The 15,048-nt window shown below is 64.5% G+C and carries 16 protein-coding genes; 11 read left to right on the plus strand and 5 right to left on the minus strand.

The window, feature by feature from the left end; all coding sequences use genetic code 11:
* The 4 genes from ACH82I_RS01915 to ACH82I_RS01930 all read left to right on the plus strand — a co-directional run bounded on the left by ACH82I_RS01915 (window position 1) and on the right by ACH82I_RS01930 (window position 4,094).
* Window positions 1-417 carry a VOC family protein gene (locus ACH82I_RS01915; protein WP_413335153.1) on the plus strand — a complete coding sequence of 139 codons (417 nt, stop codon included), beginning with the start codon at window positions 1-3 and terminating at the stop codon, window positions 415-417.
* Window positions 417-2,798: an ATP-binding cassette domain-containing protein gene (locus ACH82I_RS01920; RefSeq protein ID WP_413335155.1), complete on the plus strand. Its 2,382-nt coding sequence runs from the start codon at window positions 417-419 to the stop codon at window positions 2,796-2,798. Before ACH82I_RS01915 ends, ACH82I_RS01920 begins: the two co-directional genes overlap by 1 nt.
* 199 nt (window positions 2,799-2,997) lie before the next feature.
* Entirely contained in the window at window positions 2,998-3,444 is a 447-nt protein-coding gene (locus ACH82I_RS01925; RefSeq protein ID WP_284934635.1) for a transglycosylase family protein, read from the plus strand.
* Window positions 3,445-3,650: 206 nt separating this feature from the next.
* On the plus strand, window positions 3,651-4,094 hold the full coding sequence (locus ACH82I_RS01930; protein WP_413335157.1) for a DUF1801 domain-containing protein: 444 nt from the start codon (window positions 3,651-3,653) through the stop codon (window positions 4,092-4,094).
* A gap of 13 nt (window positions 4,095-4,107) precedes the next feature.
* Here the strand turns inward: ACH82I_RS01930 and ACH82I_RS01935 are convergent, their stop codons facing one another.
* A complete protein-coding gene (locus tag ACH82I_RS01935) occupies window positions 4,108-4,668 on the minus strand; it encodes a maleylpyruvate isomerase N-terminal domain-containing protein (RefSeq protein ID WP_413335158.1) in 561 nt (186 codons plus the stop codon).
* 234 nt (window positions 4,669-4,902) lie between these two features.
* Here ACH82I_RS01935 and ACH82I_RS01940 point away from each other — a divergent pair, with 234 nt between their 5' ends.
* From ACH82I_RS01940 to ACH82I_RS01955, 4 genes are all read left to right on the plus strand, one after another.
* Entirely contained in the window at window positions 4,903-5,649 is a 747-nt protein-coding gene (locus ACH82I_RS01940) for a DUF5058 family protein (protein WP_230743991.1), read from the plus strand.
* 10 nt (window positions 5,650-5,659) lie between these two features.
* Window positions 5,660-6,391: a hypothetical protein gene (locus ACH82I_RS01945; protein ID WP_413335161.1), complete on the plus strand. Its 732-nt coding sequence runs from the start codon at window positions 5,660-5,662 to the stop codon at window positions 6,389-6,391.
* A gap of 106 nt (window positions 6,392-6,497) precedes the next feature.
* Window positions 6,498-7,730, plus strand: coding sequence for an amidohydrolase (locus tag ACH82I_RS01950; protein WP_413335162.1), 1,233 nt, complete (start codon window positions 6,498-6,500; stop codon window positions 7,728-7,730).
* Window positions 7,731-7,734: 4 nt separating this feature from the next.
* Window positions 7,735-9,168 (plus strand): amidase, encoded by a 1,434-nt coding sequence (locus ACH82I_RS01955; protein ID WP_413335164.1) that lies wholly within the window; start codon window positions 7,735-7,737, stop codon window positions 9,166-9,168.
* Between the two features lie 39 nt (window positions 9,169-9,207).
* On the opposite strand, the gene ACH82I_RS01960 is transcribed toward ACH82I_RS01955, so the two are convergent.
* Window positions 9,208-9,501, minus strand: coding sequence for a 4a-hydroxytetrahydrobiopterin dehydratase (locus ACH82I_RS01960; RefSeq protein WP_413335166.1), 294 nt, complete (start codon window positions 9,499-9,501; stop codon window positions 9,208-9,210).
* A gap of 188 nt (window positions 9,502-9,689) precedes the next feature.
* Between ACH82I_RS01960 and ACH82I_RS01965 the strand changes: the two genes are divergently transcribed.
* The gene (locus ACH82I_RS01965) at window positions 9,690-10,205 is read left to right on the plus strand and encodes a ferritin (RefSeq protein ID WP_413335167.1); all 516 of its coding nucleotides are present in this window, start codon (window positions 9,690-9,692) and stop codon (window positions 10,203-10,205) included.
* Between the two features lie 136 nt (window positions 10,206-10,341).
* On the opposite strand, the gene ACH82I_RS01970 is transcribed toward ACH82I_RS01965, so the two are convergent.
* Complete coding sequence (locus tag ACH82I_RS01970; protein WP_413335168.1) at window positions 10,342-11,277, minus strand: AEC family transporter; 936 nt, start codon at window positions 11,275-11,277, stop codon at window positions 10,342-10,344.
* A gap of 83 nt (window positions 11,278-11,360) precedes the next feature.
* Between ACH82I_RS01970 and ACH82I_RS01975 the strand changes: the two genes are divergently transcribed.
* Window positions 11,361-11,825 carry an Hsp20/alpha crystallin family protein gene (locus tag ACH82I_RS01975; protein ID WP_413335170.1) on the plus strand — a complete coding sequence of 155 codons (465 nt, stop codon included), beginning with the start codon at window positions 11,361-11,363 and terminating at the stop codon, window positions 11,823-11,825.
* Window positions 11,826-11,939: 114 nt separating this feature from the next.
* Here the strand turns inward: ACH82I_RS01975 and ACH82I_RS01980 are convergent, their stop codons facing one another.
* Window positions 11,940-12,686 carry a class I SAM-dependent methyltransferase gene (locus ACH82I_RS01980; RefSeq protein ID WP_413335172.1) on the minus strand — a complete coding sequence of 249 codons (747 nt, stop codon included), beginning with the start codon at window positions 12,684-12,686 and terminating at the stop codon, window positions 11,940-11,942.
* Window positions 12,687-12,798: 112 nt separating this feature from the next.
* Here ACH82I_RS01980 and ACH82I_RS01985 point away from each other — a divergent pair, with 112 nt between their 5' ends.
* Window positions 12,799-14,058, plus strand: coding sequence for an aminotransferase (locus ACH82I_RS01985; RefSeq protein WP_413335174.1), 1,260 nt, complete (start codon window positions 12,799-12,801; stop codon window positions 14,056-14,058).
* Window positions 14,059-14,161: 103 nt separating this feature from the next.
* Here ACH82I_RS01985 and ACH82I_RS01990 read toward each other — a convergent pair whose 3' ends face one another.
* On the minus strand, window positions 14,162-15,016 hold the full coding sequence (locus tag ACH82I_RS01990) for a 3-hydroxybutyryl-CoA dehydrogenase (protein ID WP_284934636.1): 855 nt from the start codon (window positions 15,014-15,016) through the stop codon (window positions 14,162-14,164).
* Window positions 15,017-15,048 lie beyond the last annotated feature (32 nt).

Below are 15,048 nucleotides of genomic sequence, written 5' to 3' on the forward strand. Positions count from 1 at the left end.
ATGACGGGCATGGACATCACAATCAATGCCAGCTTCCTGCCCCACACCGACGCCGAAGCCTCTCTTGCCTTCTACCGCGACGTGCTCGGCTTCGAGGTCCGCCTCGACGTCGGATCCGATCAGATGCGGTGGCTGACCGTCGGCCCCGCGGGCCAACCCGACACCTCGATCGTCCTCACCCCGGCCATCACCGACCCGACGATCAGCGAGAATGAGCGCGAGGTCATCGAATCGCTCATGGCCAAGGGCAGCTTCGCCGCGATCGTGCTCGCCAGTCCTGACGTCGACGAGGTGTTCGCCGAGGTGGAGGCCAAGGGCGCCGATATCGTCCAGGAGCCGATGGACCAGCCCTACGGTCTGCGCGACTGTGCCCTCCGCGATCCCGCGGGGAACATGATCCGCATCCAGCAGCGCTGATGCCCGTGCACGCTGCCGATGCCCACGACATCATCCGCGTCACCGGAGCCCGGGAGAACAACCTCAAGAACGTCTCCGTCGAGATCCCCAAACGCCGGCTCACGGTCTTCACCGGGGTCTCGGGATCCGGCAAGAGCTCACTCGTCTTCTCCACCGTCGCCGCCGAATCGCAGCGGATGATCAACGAGACCTACAGCGCCTTCGTCCAGGGGTTCATGCCGGCCATGGCCCGGCCTGAGGTCGACGTCCTCGAGGGCCTGACGACGGCGATCCTCGTCGACCAGGAGCGGATCGGGGCGAACCCGCGCTCGACCGTCGGCACGGTCAGCGACATCAATGCGAAGCTGCGCACACTCTTCGCGCGATTCGCCGAACCGAACCTGGGATCGACGAACTCGTACTCCTTCAACGTCGCCACGATCAGCGGCAAGGGTGCGGTGACGATCGACAAGGGGGAGGGCAAGCAGGTCGAACGCAAGACCTTCTCCGTCAACGGAGGCATGTGTCCCCACTGCGAGGGGATGGGAACCGCCACCGATATCGACATCGCCGAGGTCGTCGATGAGTCGAAGTCCCTCAACGACGGTGCGATCACGATCCCCGGGTACAAACCCGGCGGGTGGAACGTCCGCTTCTACTCCGAGTCCGGCTATTTCGACCCGGACAAGCCGATTGCCGACTACACGGAGAAGGAACGGTCCATCCTCCTCTACGCCGAGGGCGAGAAGATCGTCATCAGCGGGACGAACATGACCTTCGACGGCCTCATCCCGCGGATTCGGCGGTCCTTCCTGTCCAAGGACCGCGACGCCATGCAGAAGCACATCAGGGCCTTCGTCGACCGAGCCGTCGTCTACACCCAGTGCCCCGAATGCGAGGGGACGAGGCTCAATGCCGCCGCCCGCGGCTCCCGTCTGGCGGGGAAGTCCATCGCCGAGGTGTGCGCCCTGCAGATCTCCGATGTCCTCGACTGGCTGTCCGAGATCGACGGCAAGGCGGCCGGTGCGCTGCTGAAGTCGCTGCGCCATGATGTGCAGGCCTTCGTCGACATCGGCTTGGGCTATCTCTCGCTCGAACGCTCCGCCGGATCTCTGTCCGGGGGAGAGGCGCAGCGGATCAAACTGGTCCGTCACCTCGGATCCTCGCTCACCGATGTCACCTATGTCTTCGACGAACCGACCATCGGCCTCCACCCGCACGATATCGAGGCGATGAACGCGCTGCTGCTGGCACTGCGAGACAAGGGCAACACCGTGCTCGTCGTCGAGCACAAACCGGAGACCATCACGATCGCCGATCACATCGTCGACCTCGGGCCCGGGGCCGGAACGAACGGGGGAGAGGTGACCTTCGTCGGCAGCGTCGAGGCCCTGCGCGAGAGCGACACCCTGACGGGTCGGCATCTCTCGTACACGGCGCCGCTCAAGGAATCGGTGCGGACACCATCGGGTGCCCTCGAGATCAGAGGAGCCAGCACCCACAACCTGCAGGCGATCGACGTCGACATCCCGCTCGGAGTGCTCTCGGTCATCACCGGCGTGGCCGGGTCCGGGAAGAGCACTCTCATCGAGGGGTCGCTGCGCGGGCGCGACGGCGTCGTGATGATCGACCAGGCACCGATCAAGGGGTCGCGGCGGAGCAATCCTGCGACCTATACGGGAATGCTCGAACCCATCCGCAAGGCCTTCGCCAAGGCAAACGGAGTCAAACCTGCGCTGTTCAGTGCGAATTCCGAGGGCGCCTGCCCGGTGTGCAACGGTGCCGGGATCATCTATTCGGATCTCGCGATGATGGCCGGTATGTCCGCGCCCTGCGATGAGTGCGAGGGCAAGGGCTTCCAGGCCGAGGTTCTCGTCTACACGCTGGGGGAGAAGAACATCCGGGAGGTCCTCGACCTTTCGGTCCTCGACGCTCTCGATCATTTCGGCACCGGTCAGGCGCGCATTCCCGCAGTGACTTCCATCCTGAAGAACCTCGCCGAGGTGGGGCTGGGCTATCTCAGTCTCGGCCAGCCGCTGACGACTCTGTCCGGGGGAGAGCGGCAGCGTCTCAAGCTCGCCACCCATCTCTCTGCCAAGGCCGCCGACGCCGCGCAGGTGATCATCCTCGACGAGCCGACCACCGGCCTGCATCTGGCCGATATCGATACCCTGCTGCGGCTGCTCGACGGCCTTGTGGACTCGGGACGCAGCGTCATCGTCATCGAGCATCATCAGGCGGTGATGGCTCATGCCGATCATCTCATCGACCTCGGGCCCGGGGCCGGTCATGATGGCGGCCGCATCGTGTTCGAGGGCACGCCCGCCGAACTCGTGGCGTCCGCCTCGGCGTCGAATGCGACGCTGACGGCACGTTATCTGGCGCAGTACGTGGCACGGTGAGACACTGCAGTGACGCAGGTCCGAGCAGGGGAGTCGAGCGTGGGGCACTCAGTTCGCGTTGTGGTTCCTCGGAGTCGATTCTGATGGGATCCGTGCCGATCTGGGTTCACTCGACCAGTCAGATCCGTTACGGTGTATAACGGCTCGGTAACGACCGGGTTACAGAACCGAAATGCAGTCGTACTACGGAGATGAGACAGTGAACCTCTACAGCACAAGCCTTCGCAAGGCCGCGCTCCTCGTGGGAGCCGGAGCGGTCGCCGCAGCCGGACTCACCGGAATGAGCGCACCTGCACAGGCCGCCTCGGGAGGCGTCTGGGACAAGGTCGCCGAATGCGAGTCCGGCGGCGACTGGGACATCAACACCGGAAACGGCTACTACGGCGGACTCCAGTTCTCGAAGCAGACCTGGAACGGCTTCGGCGGTTCGGGCACTGCGGACCAGCACAGCAAGAAGGAGCAGATCCGCATCGCTCAGAAGGTCCTCAAGGAGCAGGGTCCCGGCGCATGGCCGACCTGCGGCAAGAAGGCCGGGCTGACGAAGTCTAACGGCGCAGCCGATGACGGCGGCGGATCCAAGGACGACGGAGGTTCGAAGGACGACGGCAAGGTCGGCCTCGGCGGCAACGTCGGGCTCGGCAGCTGAGCCGAAGCGAACACAGAACACTGGATGGCCGCGAATGACACATCAGTCATTCGCGGCCATCTCCTGTGTGCGGATGTCTGGACGAGCGCTGTCAGGGCTTCTGCGTCGTACGCCGATAATATACATTATGTTAAGTAAACCTGGAACGCCCCTCTCCTGTGATCGGCTCGACTAGGCTGGACACACCAGCGTCAAAGGAGAATCACGTGGCGAAGTCGAAGCTGCCGGCGATGAGGCCGACCGGCGAACCTGTCAGCGAGGTGCTCGATCGTGCGCGCGGTCCACGACGTGCCGAGGCTGATCGGCTGTGCGAACTCCTCGGTGAATTCTCCGGCGATACACCTGTAGTGTGGGCGTCGCGGATCATCGGCTTCGGCGAGATCGAGTATCTCTACGATTCCGGGCACAGCGGGACAATGCCGCTGCTGGCCTTCTCTCCCAGTGCATCGAAGCACACCATCTATCTCACAAGCGACTTTCCGCAGGGATGGCCCGAGCTCGTGGAGAAACTCGGAAAACACACGAACGGTACCGCATGCCTCTATCTCACGCGCCTGTCCGACGTGGACATCGACGTTCTGCGCCAACTCCTCGAGCAGACCCTTGAACATACGCGAAGCGAGTGGTCGAGTCGTGACGGATCGGATTGAGCAGGCACGGCTGTCACCGCCCGGATATCTGGAGAACCTGCTGAGCATGCGACATCTGTGCCGCCGGAGTCCGTGGCGGCGCGTATCCCCCGGTCGAACCCAGTTCGATGATGAGGTCGCTCAGCTGTGTCGACATGAACTCCGCAAGCGTGTCGTCGATCGGCCACTGCAAGGCCATTCCCCGTGAGAGGTCCGCGGCGTGGAGGGCGAGTTCGAGGATGCGCATGCGGACCAACTGCGTACCGGGCAGGCGCCCGATGCGGTGCGGCACCTCGACCATGAGATCGCAGTCCCCTGCGATCGTCCGGAATATACGCTCATGCGTCCAGAACGACTCTGTGAGGTCCGCGCCGAGGTGATCGACGCGGCGCGTGGATTCGACCTCGGTCGGCGGGGCCTGTGCCAGCAGCTTCGCATAGCGCAGTCCCCCGCCGACGACATGGTTGATCAGCTCCCGATTCGACCATTTCGAACAGCCGCTCTCCCGGTCCAAGTCCTCGAGGCGAACACGCTCGAGGGCCGTGACCCAGCAGTCTTCGGCGCGGTCGAGCTGAACATCGATCTCAGGCTCCACGGATCGTCTCTCCGTTCGATGGTGATCGTGATCACGAGTGTACGGCTCGTATGACTCGCACATCGATTCTGCTTATGGCCATCATCGATGGAATTGTTCTCGCCAAGTGGGAATTACGGTCCGAAGTCTGTGATCGCTGTCGCAATCGGGTTAGGTTCGTCAAAAGTGTGATGTGGTCCACACCGTCGTGTGCGGCATCGCGCCTGTCATCTCAGCATTGAAATGAGGAACCCCATGACGTCAGCCAGCGGATCCGCCGACTACCTCGGCCTCGCCAATGCTCCGATTCTGTGGATCCTGGCGTTCGCGGTGATGGGAGTCGTCGTCGTCCAATCGCTCATCTACATGAGTGCCGTGCGCAAGAATGCGGAATCAGCGGGCATGAGCCAGCAGGAGGTGCGCTCGGCATTCAGGGCAGGCGGGGTCGCCGCCATCGGGCCGTCGCTGTCTGTGGTGCTCGTGGCCATCGCACTTCTCCCCCTCTTCGGCACTCCCCCGGTCGTCGTCCGGGTCGGACTGATCGGATCGGCCGCCACGGAGGTGGCCTCCGCGTCCATCGCCGCGGGAACCATGGGCGCCAACCTCGGCGATGAGACCTTCACCCGCGGCGTCTTCATCGTCGCGCTCATGGCGATGAGCCTCTCCGGGGCGGGGTGGATGATCTCAACGCTCATTCTCACCCCGATCTTCAAACGCAGCTCCCACAAGCTCGAAAAGGTCAATCCGGCGCTCATGTCGATCATTCCGGGGGCTGCACTCCTCGCGGCCTTCGCTGCACTGACCTTCAGGGAGATCCCGAAGTCGCCGACGCATGTCATCGCCGTCGTCGTCTCCGCGATCGTCATGACGATCTGCCTGTTCCTCGCCAAGACGCTCAAGGCGCCGTGGCTGAAGGAATGGGGCCTGGGGATCTCTCTTCTCGTCGGCCTCGTCGCCGCCTATTTCGCCCACTATGCCGGACTCGGCGCACCGGAAGCCTGAGGAGGCCGACATGTCAGACATCATCACCGCTCCCTCGCACGCGGCCTTCGAGAGAACGACGACGAAATGGGGGTCGATCACCCTCTTCATCGGCTTCCTCATCGCCACCTCGGTGCCGTTCTATCTGCTCTTCGTCGCCGATGCGAACGTCGACCTCGGCAACGTCCTCACGGGATTCCTCGCGGTCTTCGCCGTCTACGGGGTCTTCTACATCGTCGAACCACTCACCTACTTCCCCATCCTCGGGCCCGCAGGCATGTACCAGGCCTTCCTCATCGGCAACATCTCCAACAAGCTGCTGCCTTCGGCGATCGTCGCCCAGGACACGATCGGGGCGAAGCCGGGCACACGCAAGGGCGAATACGCAGCGACGATGGCCATCTGCGGGGCAGCGATCATCCACGTCGCCTCGATGGTGATCTTCGTCGGCGTCCTCGGCACCTGGCTCCTCACGCTGATTCCCGAACAGGTCACCCTCGTCGCCAAGCTCTACATCCTGCCGGCCATCCTCGGCGGAGTCACCGTCCAGCTCATCGCCTCACTTCGACAGGTGAAGTCGACGCTCATCGCGTTGGCCATCGCCGCTCTCATCATCCTCGTCCTCATCCCGCTCGTACCCGTGCTCGCGCCGGGCGACGTCGCCATCGTCGTCACCGTGACGATCGTCATCACCTGGTTCACCCGGAACAGGGCGGTGACCGACCGAAGGACGGACGACGGAGACTCAGTGGGCATCAACTAGGACCGACCGCCGCGGTGATGCAGGCATCCGATCCACCAGGCGAACGGATCACCGACGGCACCTCCTCACCTGCGACCATGAATACGATCCACGATGAAAGGACATCATGCCGCTCAATCCCGCACTTCGCGAGGCGATCTCGGACAACCTCGCCCAGATCGTCGCCGACTACAAGGACTTCCACCGCTCCCCCGAGCTGTCGATGCAGGAGACGAACACCGCTGCGACGATCGCCTCCCGCCTGCAGGGCCTGGGGCTGACCACACAGACCTTCGGCGGCACCGGAGTCGTCGCCGTGATCGAGAACGGCGAAGGCCCCGTCGTGGGATACCGTGCCGACACCGACGGACTGCCGATCACCGAGGACACCGGCTACGACTACGCCTCGACGGTCGAGGGCACCCTGCCCGACGGCACGACGACGAACGTCATGCACGGCTGCGGCCACGATACGCACATCACCGTCGGGCTCTACCTCGCACAGTACCTCGTCGAGCACACTGACCTGTGGTCGGGCACCGTGGTGATGATCTTCCAGCCCGGCGAAGAGACCGGCGAGGGCGCCCGGGCGATGCTCGACGACGGACTCTGGGACTCCATCGTCAGACCCGAGGTCATCTACGGACAGCACGTCTGGCCCGGACGCGCCGGGCACCTCTACGTCGCCGAGGGCACTGCCATGGCGATGTCCGACTGCATCAGGGTCACGGTCAAGGGCAAGCAGGCACACGGCTCCCAGCCGGAGAACGCGATCGACCCGATCGTCCTCGGCGCCTATATGATCACCCGCCTCCAGTCCGTCGTCTCCCGTGAGATCTCCGGCCGTGACATGGCCGTGGTCACCGTGGGCACCTTCCACGGCGGTCTCAAGGAGAACATCATTCCGGACTCCGCGGAGTTCAAACTCAACATCCGCACCTTCAACGAGGAGGTCCGTGCCGTCGTCCTCGACCGCATCGAACGCATCATCCTCGCCGAGGCGCTGGCGTCGGGCGCGCCGGAACCGGTCATCGAGGAGATGTACCGTTTCCCCCGCTGCTACAACGATCCCAGGGAGGCCCGCGCCTTCGTCGACTCCGTCCGGGCCGAACTCGGTGAGGAGCAGGTCCACGTCGAAGGTCCGGTCACCGGCAGTGAGGACTTCGGGGCCTTCGGCGATGACATCGGAGTTCCCTATGTCTACTGGTTCTTCGGCGGGTACTCCCCCGCCAAGTTCGACGGCGACGAGCCGCCGGCGGGCAACCACTCCCCCTTCTTCGCCCCCGACGACGTCGAGACCACCCTGGAGACCGGCATCCGTGCCGCCCTGTCCACGGTGCTCGGCAGAGTTGGGAAGTGAGCCGATGAGCGAGGAGCTGCGCTGGCTGTCCATGCGCGAACTGGCCGCACGGATCGCAGCGAAGGAGATCTCGGCCCGGGAGGCGCTGAGCGATCATCTCGATCGCATCGACGCCCTCAATCCCGCCATCAATGCGGTCGTGACCCGAGATGATGAGACCGCCTATGCCCGCGCCGAGGCGGCCGACCGCACCCTTGCCCGTGGAGAGCCGATCGGCGCCCTGCATGGGGTGCCGATGACGCACAAGGACACTCACGACACGGCTGGGATGCGCACCACCTGGGGGTCACCGATCATGGCCGAGCGGTTCCCCGAGACCGATGCCCTCATCATCGCTCGGCTCAAGCAGGCGGGGATCAACACCACCGGCAAGACCAATGTCCCGGAGTTCGCGGCTGGTTCCCACACCTTCAACCCGGTCTTCGGCACCACGCTCAATCCGTATGACACCACGAAGTCCGCCTCGGGGTCATCGGGCGGAGTCGGGGCGGTCCTGGCAGCGGGAATCCAGGCCGCGGGCGACGGCTCCGATATGGGAGGCTCCCTGCGTTCCCCCGCCTCCTTCAACAATGTCGTCGGCTTCCGACCGTCCAACGGTCGGATCCCCCACACGCTGCCGGGCGACCCTTTCGCCTGGCTCGCCCAGAGCGGCTTCATGGCACGCACGGTCTCCGACGTGGCACTGCTGATGAGTGTGGCCGCAGGCCCGGAGCCGGGTGCGCCGGGGTCGATCGGTGAGTCCGGAGACGTCTTCGACCTGCCCGAATTCGGACTCGGCAATGAACGCGACCCCGATCTGCGGGGCGTGCGGATCGGCTTCAGCCCGGACCTTGACGGTCTGCTGCCAGTCGAGACGGAGGTCGCCGAGATCGTGGCGTCCACGGCTGCGGTCTTCAGCACGCTCGGTGCCGATGTCACGGACAGGATTCCCGACCTGTCCGATGCCGATGAGGTCTTCGCCGTGCGTCGGGCGCTCGACTTCGTCCATTCCTGGGCACCGCTGCTGACAGAGCATCGAGATCGGATGAAGGACTCGGTGGTCTGGAACATCGAGATGGGACTCAAGCTCACCGGCGCCGAGGTGGTTTCGGCCGATCGTGCCCGGGCTCGCCTGCACGGCGAGGTCGAACGGTTCTTCGCCGACCACGACGTGCTCGTCCTCACCACCTCACAGGTGCTGCCCTTCGACGCCTCGATCGAGTATCCGACGTCGATCAACGGGATCGAATTCGACAACTACCTCGAATGGATGCGGGCGCTGTGTGTGATCTCGGCGACCGGGTGCCCGGCGATCTCCGTGCCGGCAGGCTTCTCCGAATCAGGTCTTCCGGTCGGCGTCCAACTCGTCGCCAGACCCGGTGACGACGTCCGCCTGCTCCGGATCGCCCAGGCGTTCGAGGCGGCCACCCGAGTCGGGCAGCGTCACCCACTGCTGTGAGAGTCGACCACGCCTCGATGCTGCTCGGCGCCGGCGCGATCAGCTCGGGGCGTCCGCCTCGGCGTCGATGTCCTGGGACTGCGCGATCCGGCTGATCTGCTCGGCGAGGTCAATATCCTTATCGGTGATCGATCCCGCATCATGAGTCGTCAAGGTGATGTCGACGTGGGGGAAGCGCAGATCCACATCGGGATGATGTCCGGCAGCCTCCGCCGCCTCGGCGATCTCATCGATGAAGCTGACACCGGTGACGAACGAGCCGGTGAGGAAGCGAGCGTGCAGAGCGTCGTCTTCCGCATGCCAGTGAGTGAGTGCGTCGATTCTGTCCTGCATGCGTCCAGCTTGGCACGCGCGGGGCGGAGGTGTCCATGGCTGGGACGGACTGAGTGGAAACAGGCAGGTTTGCTATACCTACCGGGAGTTTGCCGAGCCTTTCCACACTGGAATCATTCTAGAAAAGGTGTCAGGATAATCTTTGTACAGACGGAAGCGCTCCGTCTCGATTCGCAAAGGAGAAACACATGCACTTGAGCCCCGCAATGCAGAAGGTCCTCAATGAGCAGGTCACCCTCGAGCTCGAAGCCTCGCTGGTCTACCTGCAGCTCTCCATTCAGCTCGACGATCTCGATCTCTCCGGAATGACTCGCTGGATGCGCGCTCAGTCCGAGGAGGAGCAGGTCCACGCCGCGAAGTTCATCGAGCACTGCCTCGATCGCGATTTCGCTCCGCAGATCGGCGACATCGCCGCTCCGAAGGTCTCCGGCTCGCAGCCCATCGACTTCTTCAAGGCCGCACTCGCCCACGAGGAGAAGGTCTCCGAATCGATCCGCAACCTCTACCGCACCGCACAGGCCGAGGGCGACCTCGACGTCCTGCCCCTGCTGCACTGGTTCATCGACGAGCAGGTCGAAGAGGAGTCGAGCATCTCCGAGATCATCGGCCGCCTCGAGCGCGTCCGCGAAGACGGTTCCGGAGTCCTGCGCATCGACTCCGAGCTCGGCTCTCGCCACCCGGACATCAGCGCCGACAACGAGTGATCGACGCGGTGAACTGATCCCGGTCCACGACCGGGTATCTGATCACCCCTGAGTGACCGGCAGCGGCCGGACTCCACGAAGGAGTCCGGCCGCTGCCGCATTCATCGGAACCCGGCCGAGGCGGGGTCGACGCTGATCAGCCGCCGAGGACGAGCTCGGCGATGAGCAGCACCGGCGGCAGAGTGAGGAGCATGAGCAGCGTCTGAGCGGCGATGAGAGCGGCCATGAGCTCGGCGTTGCCGCCCAGCTGCCTGGCCATGACGTAGCCCGAACTCGCGGTGGCGATCGCCTGGAAGATCATCCCCACCATGGCAGCGGTGGGCGGCAGATCGAAGAGATGAAGCGCGAGCAGACTCAGACCGGGCAGCAGAATGAGCTTGGTCGCCGTCGAGCTGATCAGCGCCAGTGCGTGTTCCCGCAGAGAGAACGGGCGCAGCCCCGCGCCGACGCAGAGCAGACCGACCGGCAGCGCCGCGGCTGAGAGCGGGTCGAGCACCGAGCCGAGGAGGGTGGGAATCGGCAGGCCGAGGAGATTCCAGACTCCTCCGGCCACACACCCGATCACCAGCGGATTCGTCGCGATGCTGCGAATGATCCCGAGGACAGAGCTGGGTCCGGTCCGCAGGAACTCGAAGCCGAGGCTCGAGAAGATATTCACGGTCGGGACGAGGATCGCCGCGACGATCGCGGCCAGGGCACCGCCCTCGGTGCCGTACAAGCTCGCCGCGATCGAGAGTCCGATATAGGTGTTGAAGCGGACCCCGCCCTGGAGCACCGAGGTGAAGGACCGGAGATCGCCGGCGATGACGCGGCGCAGCAGGATGATGGCCAGAGAGATCACCACGGTCGGGGCGACAAGAGCGATTCCGAGACGAAGGATGGGCACATGGGCGACGTCCACCTCGGCGACCGAGGAGAACAGCAGCACCGGCAGCAGGCAGTAGTAGGCGAGCTTCTCCGCACCGGACCAGAACTCGTCGGCGGTGAAGCCCGGCACCCGTCTCAGCGCGAATCCGAACGCGATGAGGACGACCACGGGAACGAGCGCAAGGAGGACCGGAAGCAGACTCACAGAACTGAGAATTCCATGAGAGAGGAATGATTTCAAAGTTGAGTGTGTTTGACTCAATGTATCGACCTACAGAAAGGAAGCTCATGGCAACTCGTTTTGACCCCATCCGTGACCTCGACCGTTTCTTCTCGGAGGTCACCCGCACCCCGAACGCCACCTCGCTGCCGATGGATCTCTACCGCGACGGGGAGGTCTTCATCGCCCGCATCGATATGCCGGGAGTCGATCCCGCCAGCATCGATGTTGACGTCGAGGACCGGACCCTGACAGTGCGCGCTCAGCGCGAGTCCGAGGTCGCCGAGAAGGACGTGAAGTGGCTGACCCGCGAACGCACCGTCGGCACCTACGCCCGCCAGCTGACTCTGGGCAACCGAGTCGCGCTCGACCGGATCAGCGCCGACTACGTCGACGGAGTCCTGACTCTGACGATCCCGGTCGCCGAGGAGGCACGTCCGCGCAAGATCAACGTCTCGCACGCCTCCCCCGTCCGAGCCACCGAGGTGGTCGAGTCCACTTCGACCGAGGACGAGAACTCAGCCCAGGCCTGATTCCCAGATGCACCGCGCACTCTGAGACGACGACAGCTAGATGACAGAAGAGGCGGGCCGCACCGATCGGTGCGACCCGCCTCTGCTATGTGTCAATCACCGGTCATGCGTCATTCACCGGTCGCGGTCGCCGCCTGCCGAATCGACCTCGAGAAGGTAGGCCAGGCACATGTACGGCAGGGCCGTCTCACCCTCGAGCGGATGTTCGACGGTGAGATACTCCCGCAGATTCGCCTCCACTCGAGCCCGCGTGGTCGCATTCGAACGCAGCCAATACGACCGAGTGCGGGCCAGATCGATGAGTCCCTCGAGCGTGACCGGAGTGGAGAATTCGACGAGCGCCTGGTCGCTGAGCACGAGTCCCGCTCCCGGCTCGGGCCGATACCGCGGGCGGTAGACGTCACCCGCGTGCATGATCCGGCTCAGCCGCAGGACCCAATCCACGCGGACATCGAGCTGGTTGATCAGGATCAGCAGTCGGCCGCCCGGCGCCAGGATGCGAACGATCTCCCGGGCGGCCGCCTTCTCGTCGAACCAGTGCCAGGCTTGGGCCACGGTGACGAGATCGACGCTGGCATCGGGGAGGCCGGTGGCTTCGGCGGTGCCGCGCAGAGAGCGGGCCGGGTTGTGGGCAAGAGCCGCCTCATCGGGATCGACCGCGGTGACCTCGGCGCCACGAGCGATGAGGCTTCGACTGAGGATCCCGGTCCCGGCGCCGAGGTCGCAGACCCGCAGGCCCTTCCACTCGACCCCGGCCAGATCGACAGCGGCATCCGGATAGCCGGGACGCACCTGGTCATAGACCGCGGCCTGCGTGCCGAAGCTCAGACCATGTGCCGATTGCGCCCGCGGTCTCACCACTGTTCGCACCCTCTCCGTCCCTGTTCGAGTTCGCACCCACTCTATCCGTGCGCCGGGTCGCAGAGTGGATAGGATGGACTGACCGGATGTACATCAGTGTGAAGGAGCTTTCATGTCGCCCAATTCAGAGCTGCAGACCCAACTGGACGAAGCGTCCAGGGACTATGAGGAGTTCGCCTCTCGCGGCCTGAAGCTCGACATCACCCGCGGCAAGCCCTCTCCCGAACAGCTTGACCTCGCCGGAGACCTGCTCACCGCCGTCACCGCCGATGACGTCATCACACCGAGCGGCGTCGATGCTCGCAACTACGGAGGACTCGAAGGACTCGTCGAACTGCGCGAGATCTTCGCTCCCCTGCTGAAGATCCCCACCGATCAGCTGTTGGCCGGAGGCAACGCCTCGCTGACATTCATGGCGCAGGCGCTGACATTTGCGACCATGCACGGCACCGCCGCAGACGACCGCCCCTGGGGCGAAGGACCGCGCAAGCTCCTGTGCCCCGTGCCCGGATACGATCGCCACTTCGCCCTCACCGAATCTCTCGGCTTCGAACTGCTGAGCATCCCGATGGACGAGGAAGGCCCGGTCATCGCCGAAGCGCAGCGCTTGGCCGAGGACGCATCGGTCAAGGGAATGTGGCTCGTGCCGATGTACTCGAACCCCACGGGGATCACGATCAGCCCGAAGCGAGCCGCTAAACTCGCGGCCATGCCCGCGGCCGCGTCCGACTTCACACTGCTGTGGGACAACGCCTACGGGGTGCACCATCTGCGGGACGAGCATGTGGAGAACATCGATATCCTCAATCTCTGCGCCGAAGCCGGCAATCCGGAGCGGCCGTGGATCTTCGCCTCGACCTCGAAGATCACCCTGGCAGGGGCCGGTGTGTCCTTCTTCGGCGGCGGTCCCCTGAGTGTCGATTGGATGAAGACCAACCTCGGGAAGATCTCGATCGGACCCGACAAGGTCAACCAGCTGCGCCATGTCCGTTTCTTCGGCGATTCGGCCGGAGTCGAGGCGCATATGCGCAAGCATGCGGAGATCATCGCTCCGAAGTTCGACGCCGTGCTCGATGCCCTCGAGAGTGCGTTCGGGGATTCGGACCTCGCCCGGTGGACCCGTCCCGACGGCGGATACTTCATCACCCTGACGACCATGGAGGGCATCGCGGACCGGGTGGTGAAGCTGGCCGCCGAGGCGGGGGTGAAGCTGACCCCGGCTGGTGCCACCCATCCCTACGGGTTGGATCCCGCGAACAACGTCATCCGGATCGCACCGACGATGCCGGTGCTCGAAGAGGTCGAACTCGCCGCCCAGGGCCTGGTCGCCTGCCTCAAGCTCGCCAGCTACGAGAAGCTGCTCGCCGGCTGAGGACCGTGATCCGGAACGACTGACCTGCGATCCGGAACGACTGAGGGGCGGCGCCGAACGGCGCCGCCCCTCAGTCGTGTTCCTCAGCTGACTTCGCTGTAGATCAGTACTCGTAGAAGCCGCGTCCCGACTTCACGCCGAGCAGACCGGCATCGACCATGCGGGAGAGCAGGATCGGAGGTTTCATAGCCGGGTCTCCTGTCTCCTCGAACATGCTCTGTGCGGCGTAGTAGCAGGTGTCGAGTCCGACGAGGTCGGCGAGCTTGATCGGTCCCATCGGGTGGGCGCAGCCGCCGACCATCCCCGCGTCGATGTCTTCCTTCGTGGCGAATCCGGATTCGAGCATCCGGATGGCACTGCAGAGGTAGGGAATGAGCAGCGCATTGACGATGAACCCGGGACGGTCCTCGGCCTGGACGGGGTTCTTGCCCAGCACCTCGGAGACGAAGCTCGTCACGGTATCGCGCACCTCCTCGGCGGTGAGCACCGACGAGACGATCTCGACGAGAGGCTGCACCGGGGCCGGGTTGAAGAAGTGCACTCCGAGGACCCGCTCGGGACGGGAGGTCGACTGGGCGAAGCGGATGATCGGCATCGACGAGGTGTTCGAGGCGAGGATCGCCTCGGGATCGGTGACCACTTCGTCGAGCTCGGCGAAGATGGACTTCTTGATGTCCTCGTTCTCACTGGCCGCCTCGATGACGAGCTGACGGTCGGCGAGGTCCGCGATGTCGGTGGTGAAGCTCAGTTTGGACAGAGCCGCGTCACGTGCCGCTTCGTCGAGTTTGCCCTTCTCCACCGCTCGGGCGAGGGACTTCTCGATTCGAGCCCGTCCGGCGGCCGACGCCTCCTCGTTGATCTCGCGGACGATCACGTCGAGGCCCGACTTCGCGAGCACCTCGGCGATTCCGGCTCCCATCAGACCGCTGCCGATGACGGCGGTGCGTTGAATGCTCACAAGTGTCTCCTTCATCTCGGTCACGTATTTCT

Origin of the sequence: Brevibacterium sp. GP-SGM9 (genome assembly GCF_047300845.1) — a bacterium.
Lineage (GTDB): Bacteria > Actinomycetota > Actinomycetes > Actinomycetales > Brevibacteriaceae > Brevibacterium.

What these genes read in the sequence shown, in the direction of transcription:
- ACH82I_RS01915 (WP_413335153.1), top strand. Translation starts at nt 1, where the DNA reads ATGACGGGCATGGACATCACAATCAATGCCAGCTTCCTGCCCCACACC.
- ACH82I_RS01920 (WP_413335155.1), top strand. Translation starts at nt 417, where the DNA reads ATGCCCGTGCACGCTGCCGATGCCCACGACATCATCCGCGTCACCGGA.
- ACH82I_RS01940 (WP_230743991.1), top strand. Translation starts at nt 4,903, where the DNA reads ATGACGTCAGCCAGCGGATCCGCCGACTACCTCGGCCTCGCCAATGCT.
- ACH82I_RS01945 (WP_413335161.1), top strand. Translation starts at nt 5,660, where the DNA reads ATGTCAGACATCATCACCGCTCCCTCGCACGCGGCCTTCGAGAGAACG.
- ACH82I_RS01950 (WP_413335162.1), top strand. Translation starts at nt 6,498, where the DNA reads ATGCCGCTCAATCCCGCACTTCGCGAGGCGATCTCGGACAACCTCGCC.
- ACH82I_RS01955 (WP_413335164.1), top strand. Translation starts at nt 7,735, where the DNA reads ATGAGCGAGGAGCTGCGCTGGCTGTCCATGCGCGAACTGGCCGCACGG.
- ACH82I_RS01960 (WP_413335166.1), bottom strand. Translation starts at nt 9,501, where the DNA reads ATGCAGGACAGAATCGACGCACTCACTCACTGGCATGCGGAAGACGAC.
- ACH82I_RS01965 (WP_413335167.1), top strand. Translation starts at nt 9,690, where the DNA reads ATGCACTTGAGCCCCGCAATGCAGAAGGTCCTCAATGAGCAGGTCACC.
- ACH82I_RS01975 (WP_413335170.1), top strand. Translation starts at nt 11,361, where the DNA reads ATGGCAACTCGTTTTGACCCCATCCGTGACCTCGACCGTTTCTTCTCG.
- ACH82I_RS01985 (WP_413335174.1), top strand. Translation starts at nt 12,799, where the DNA reads ATGTCGCCCAATTCAGAGCTGCAGACCCAACTGGACGAAGCGTCCAGG.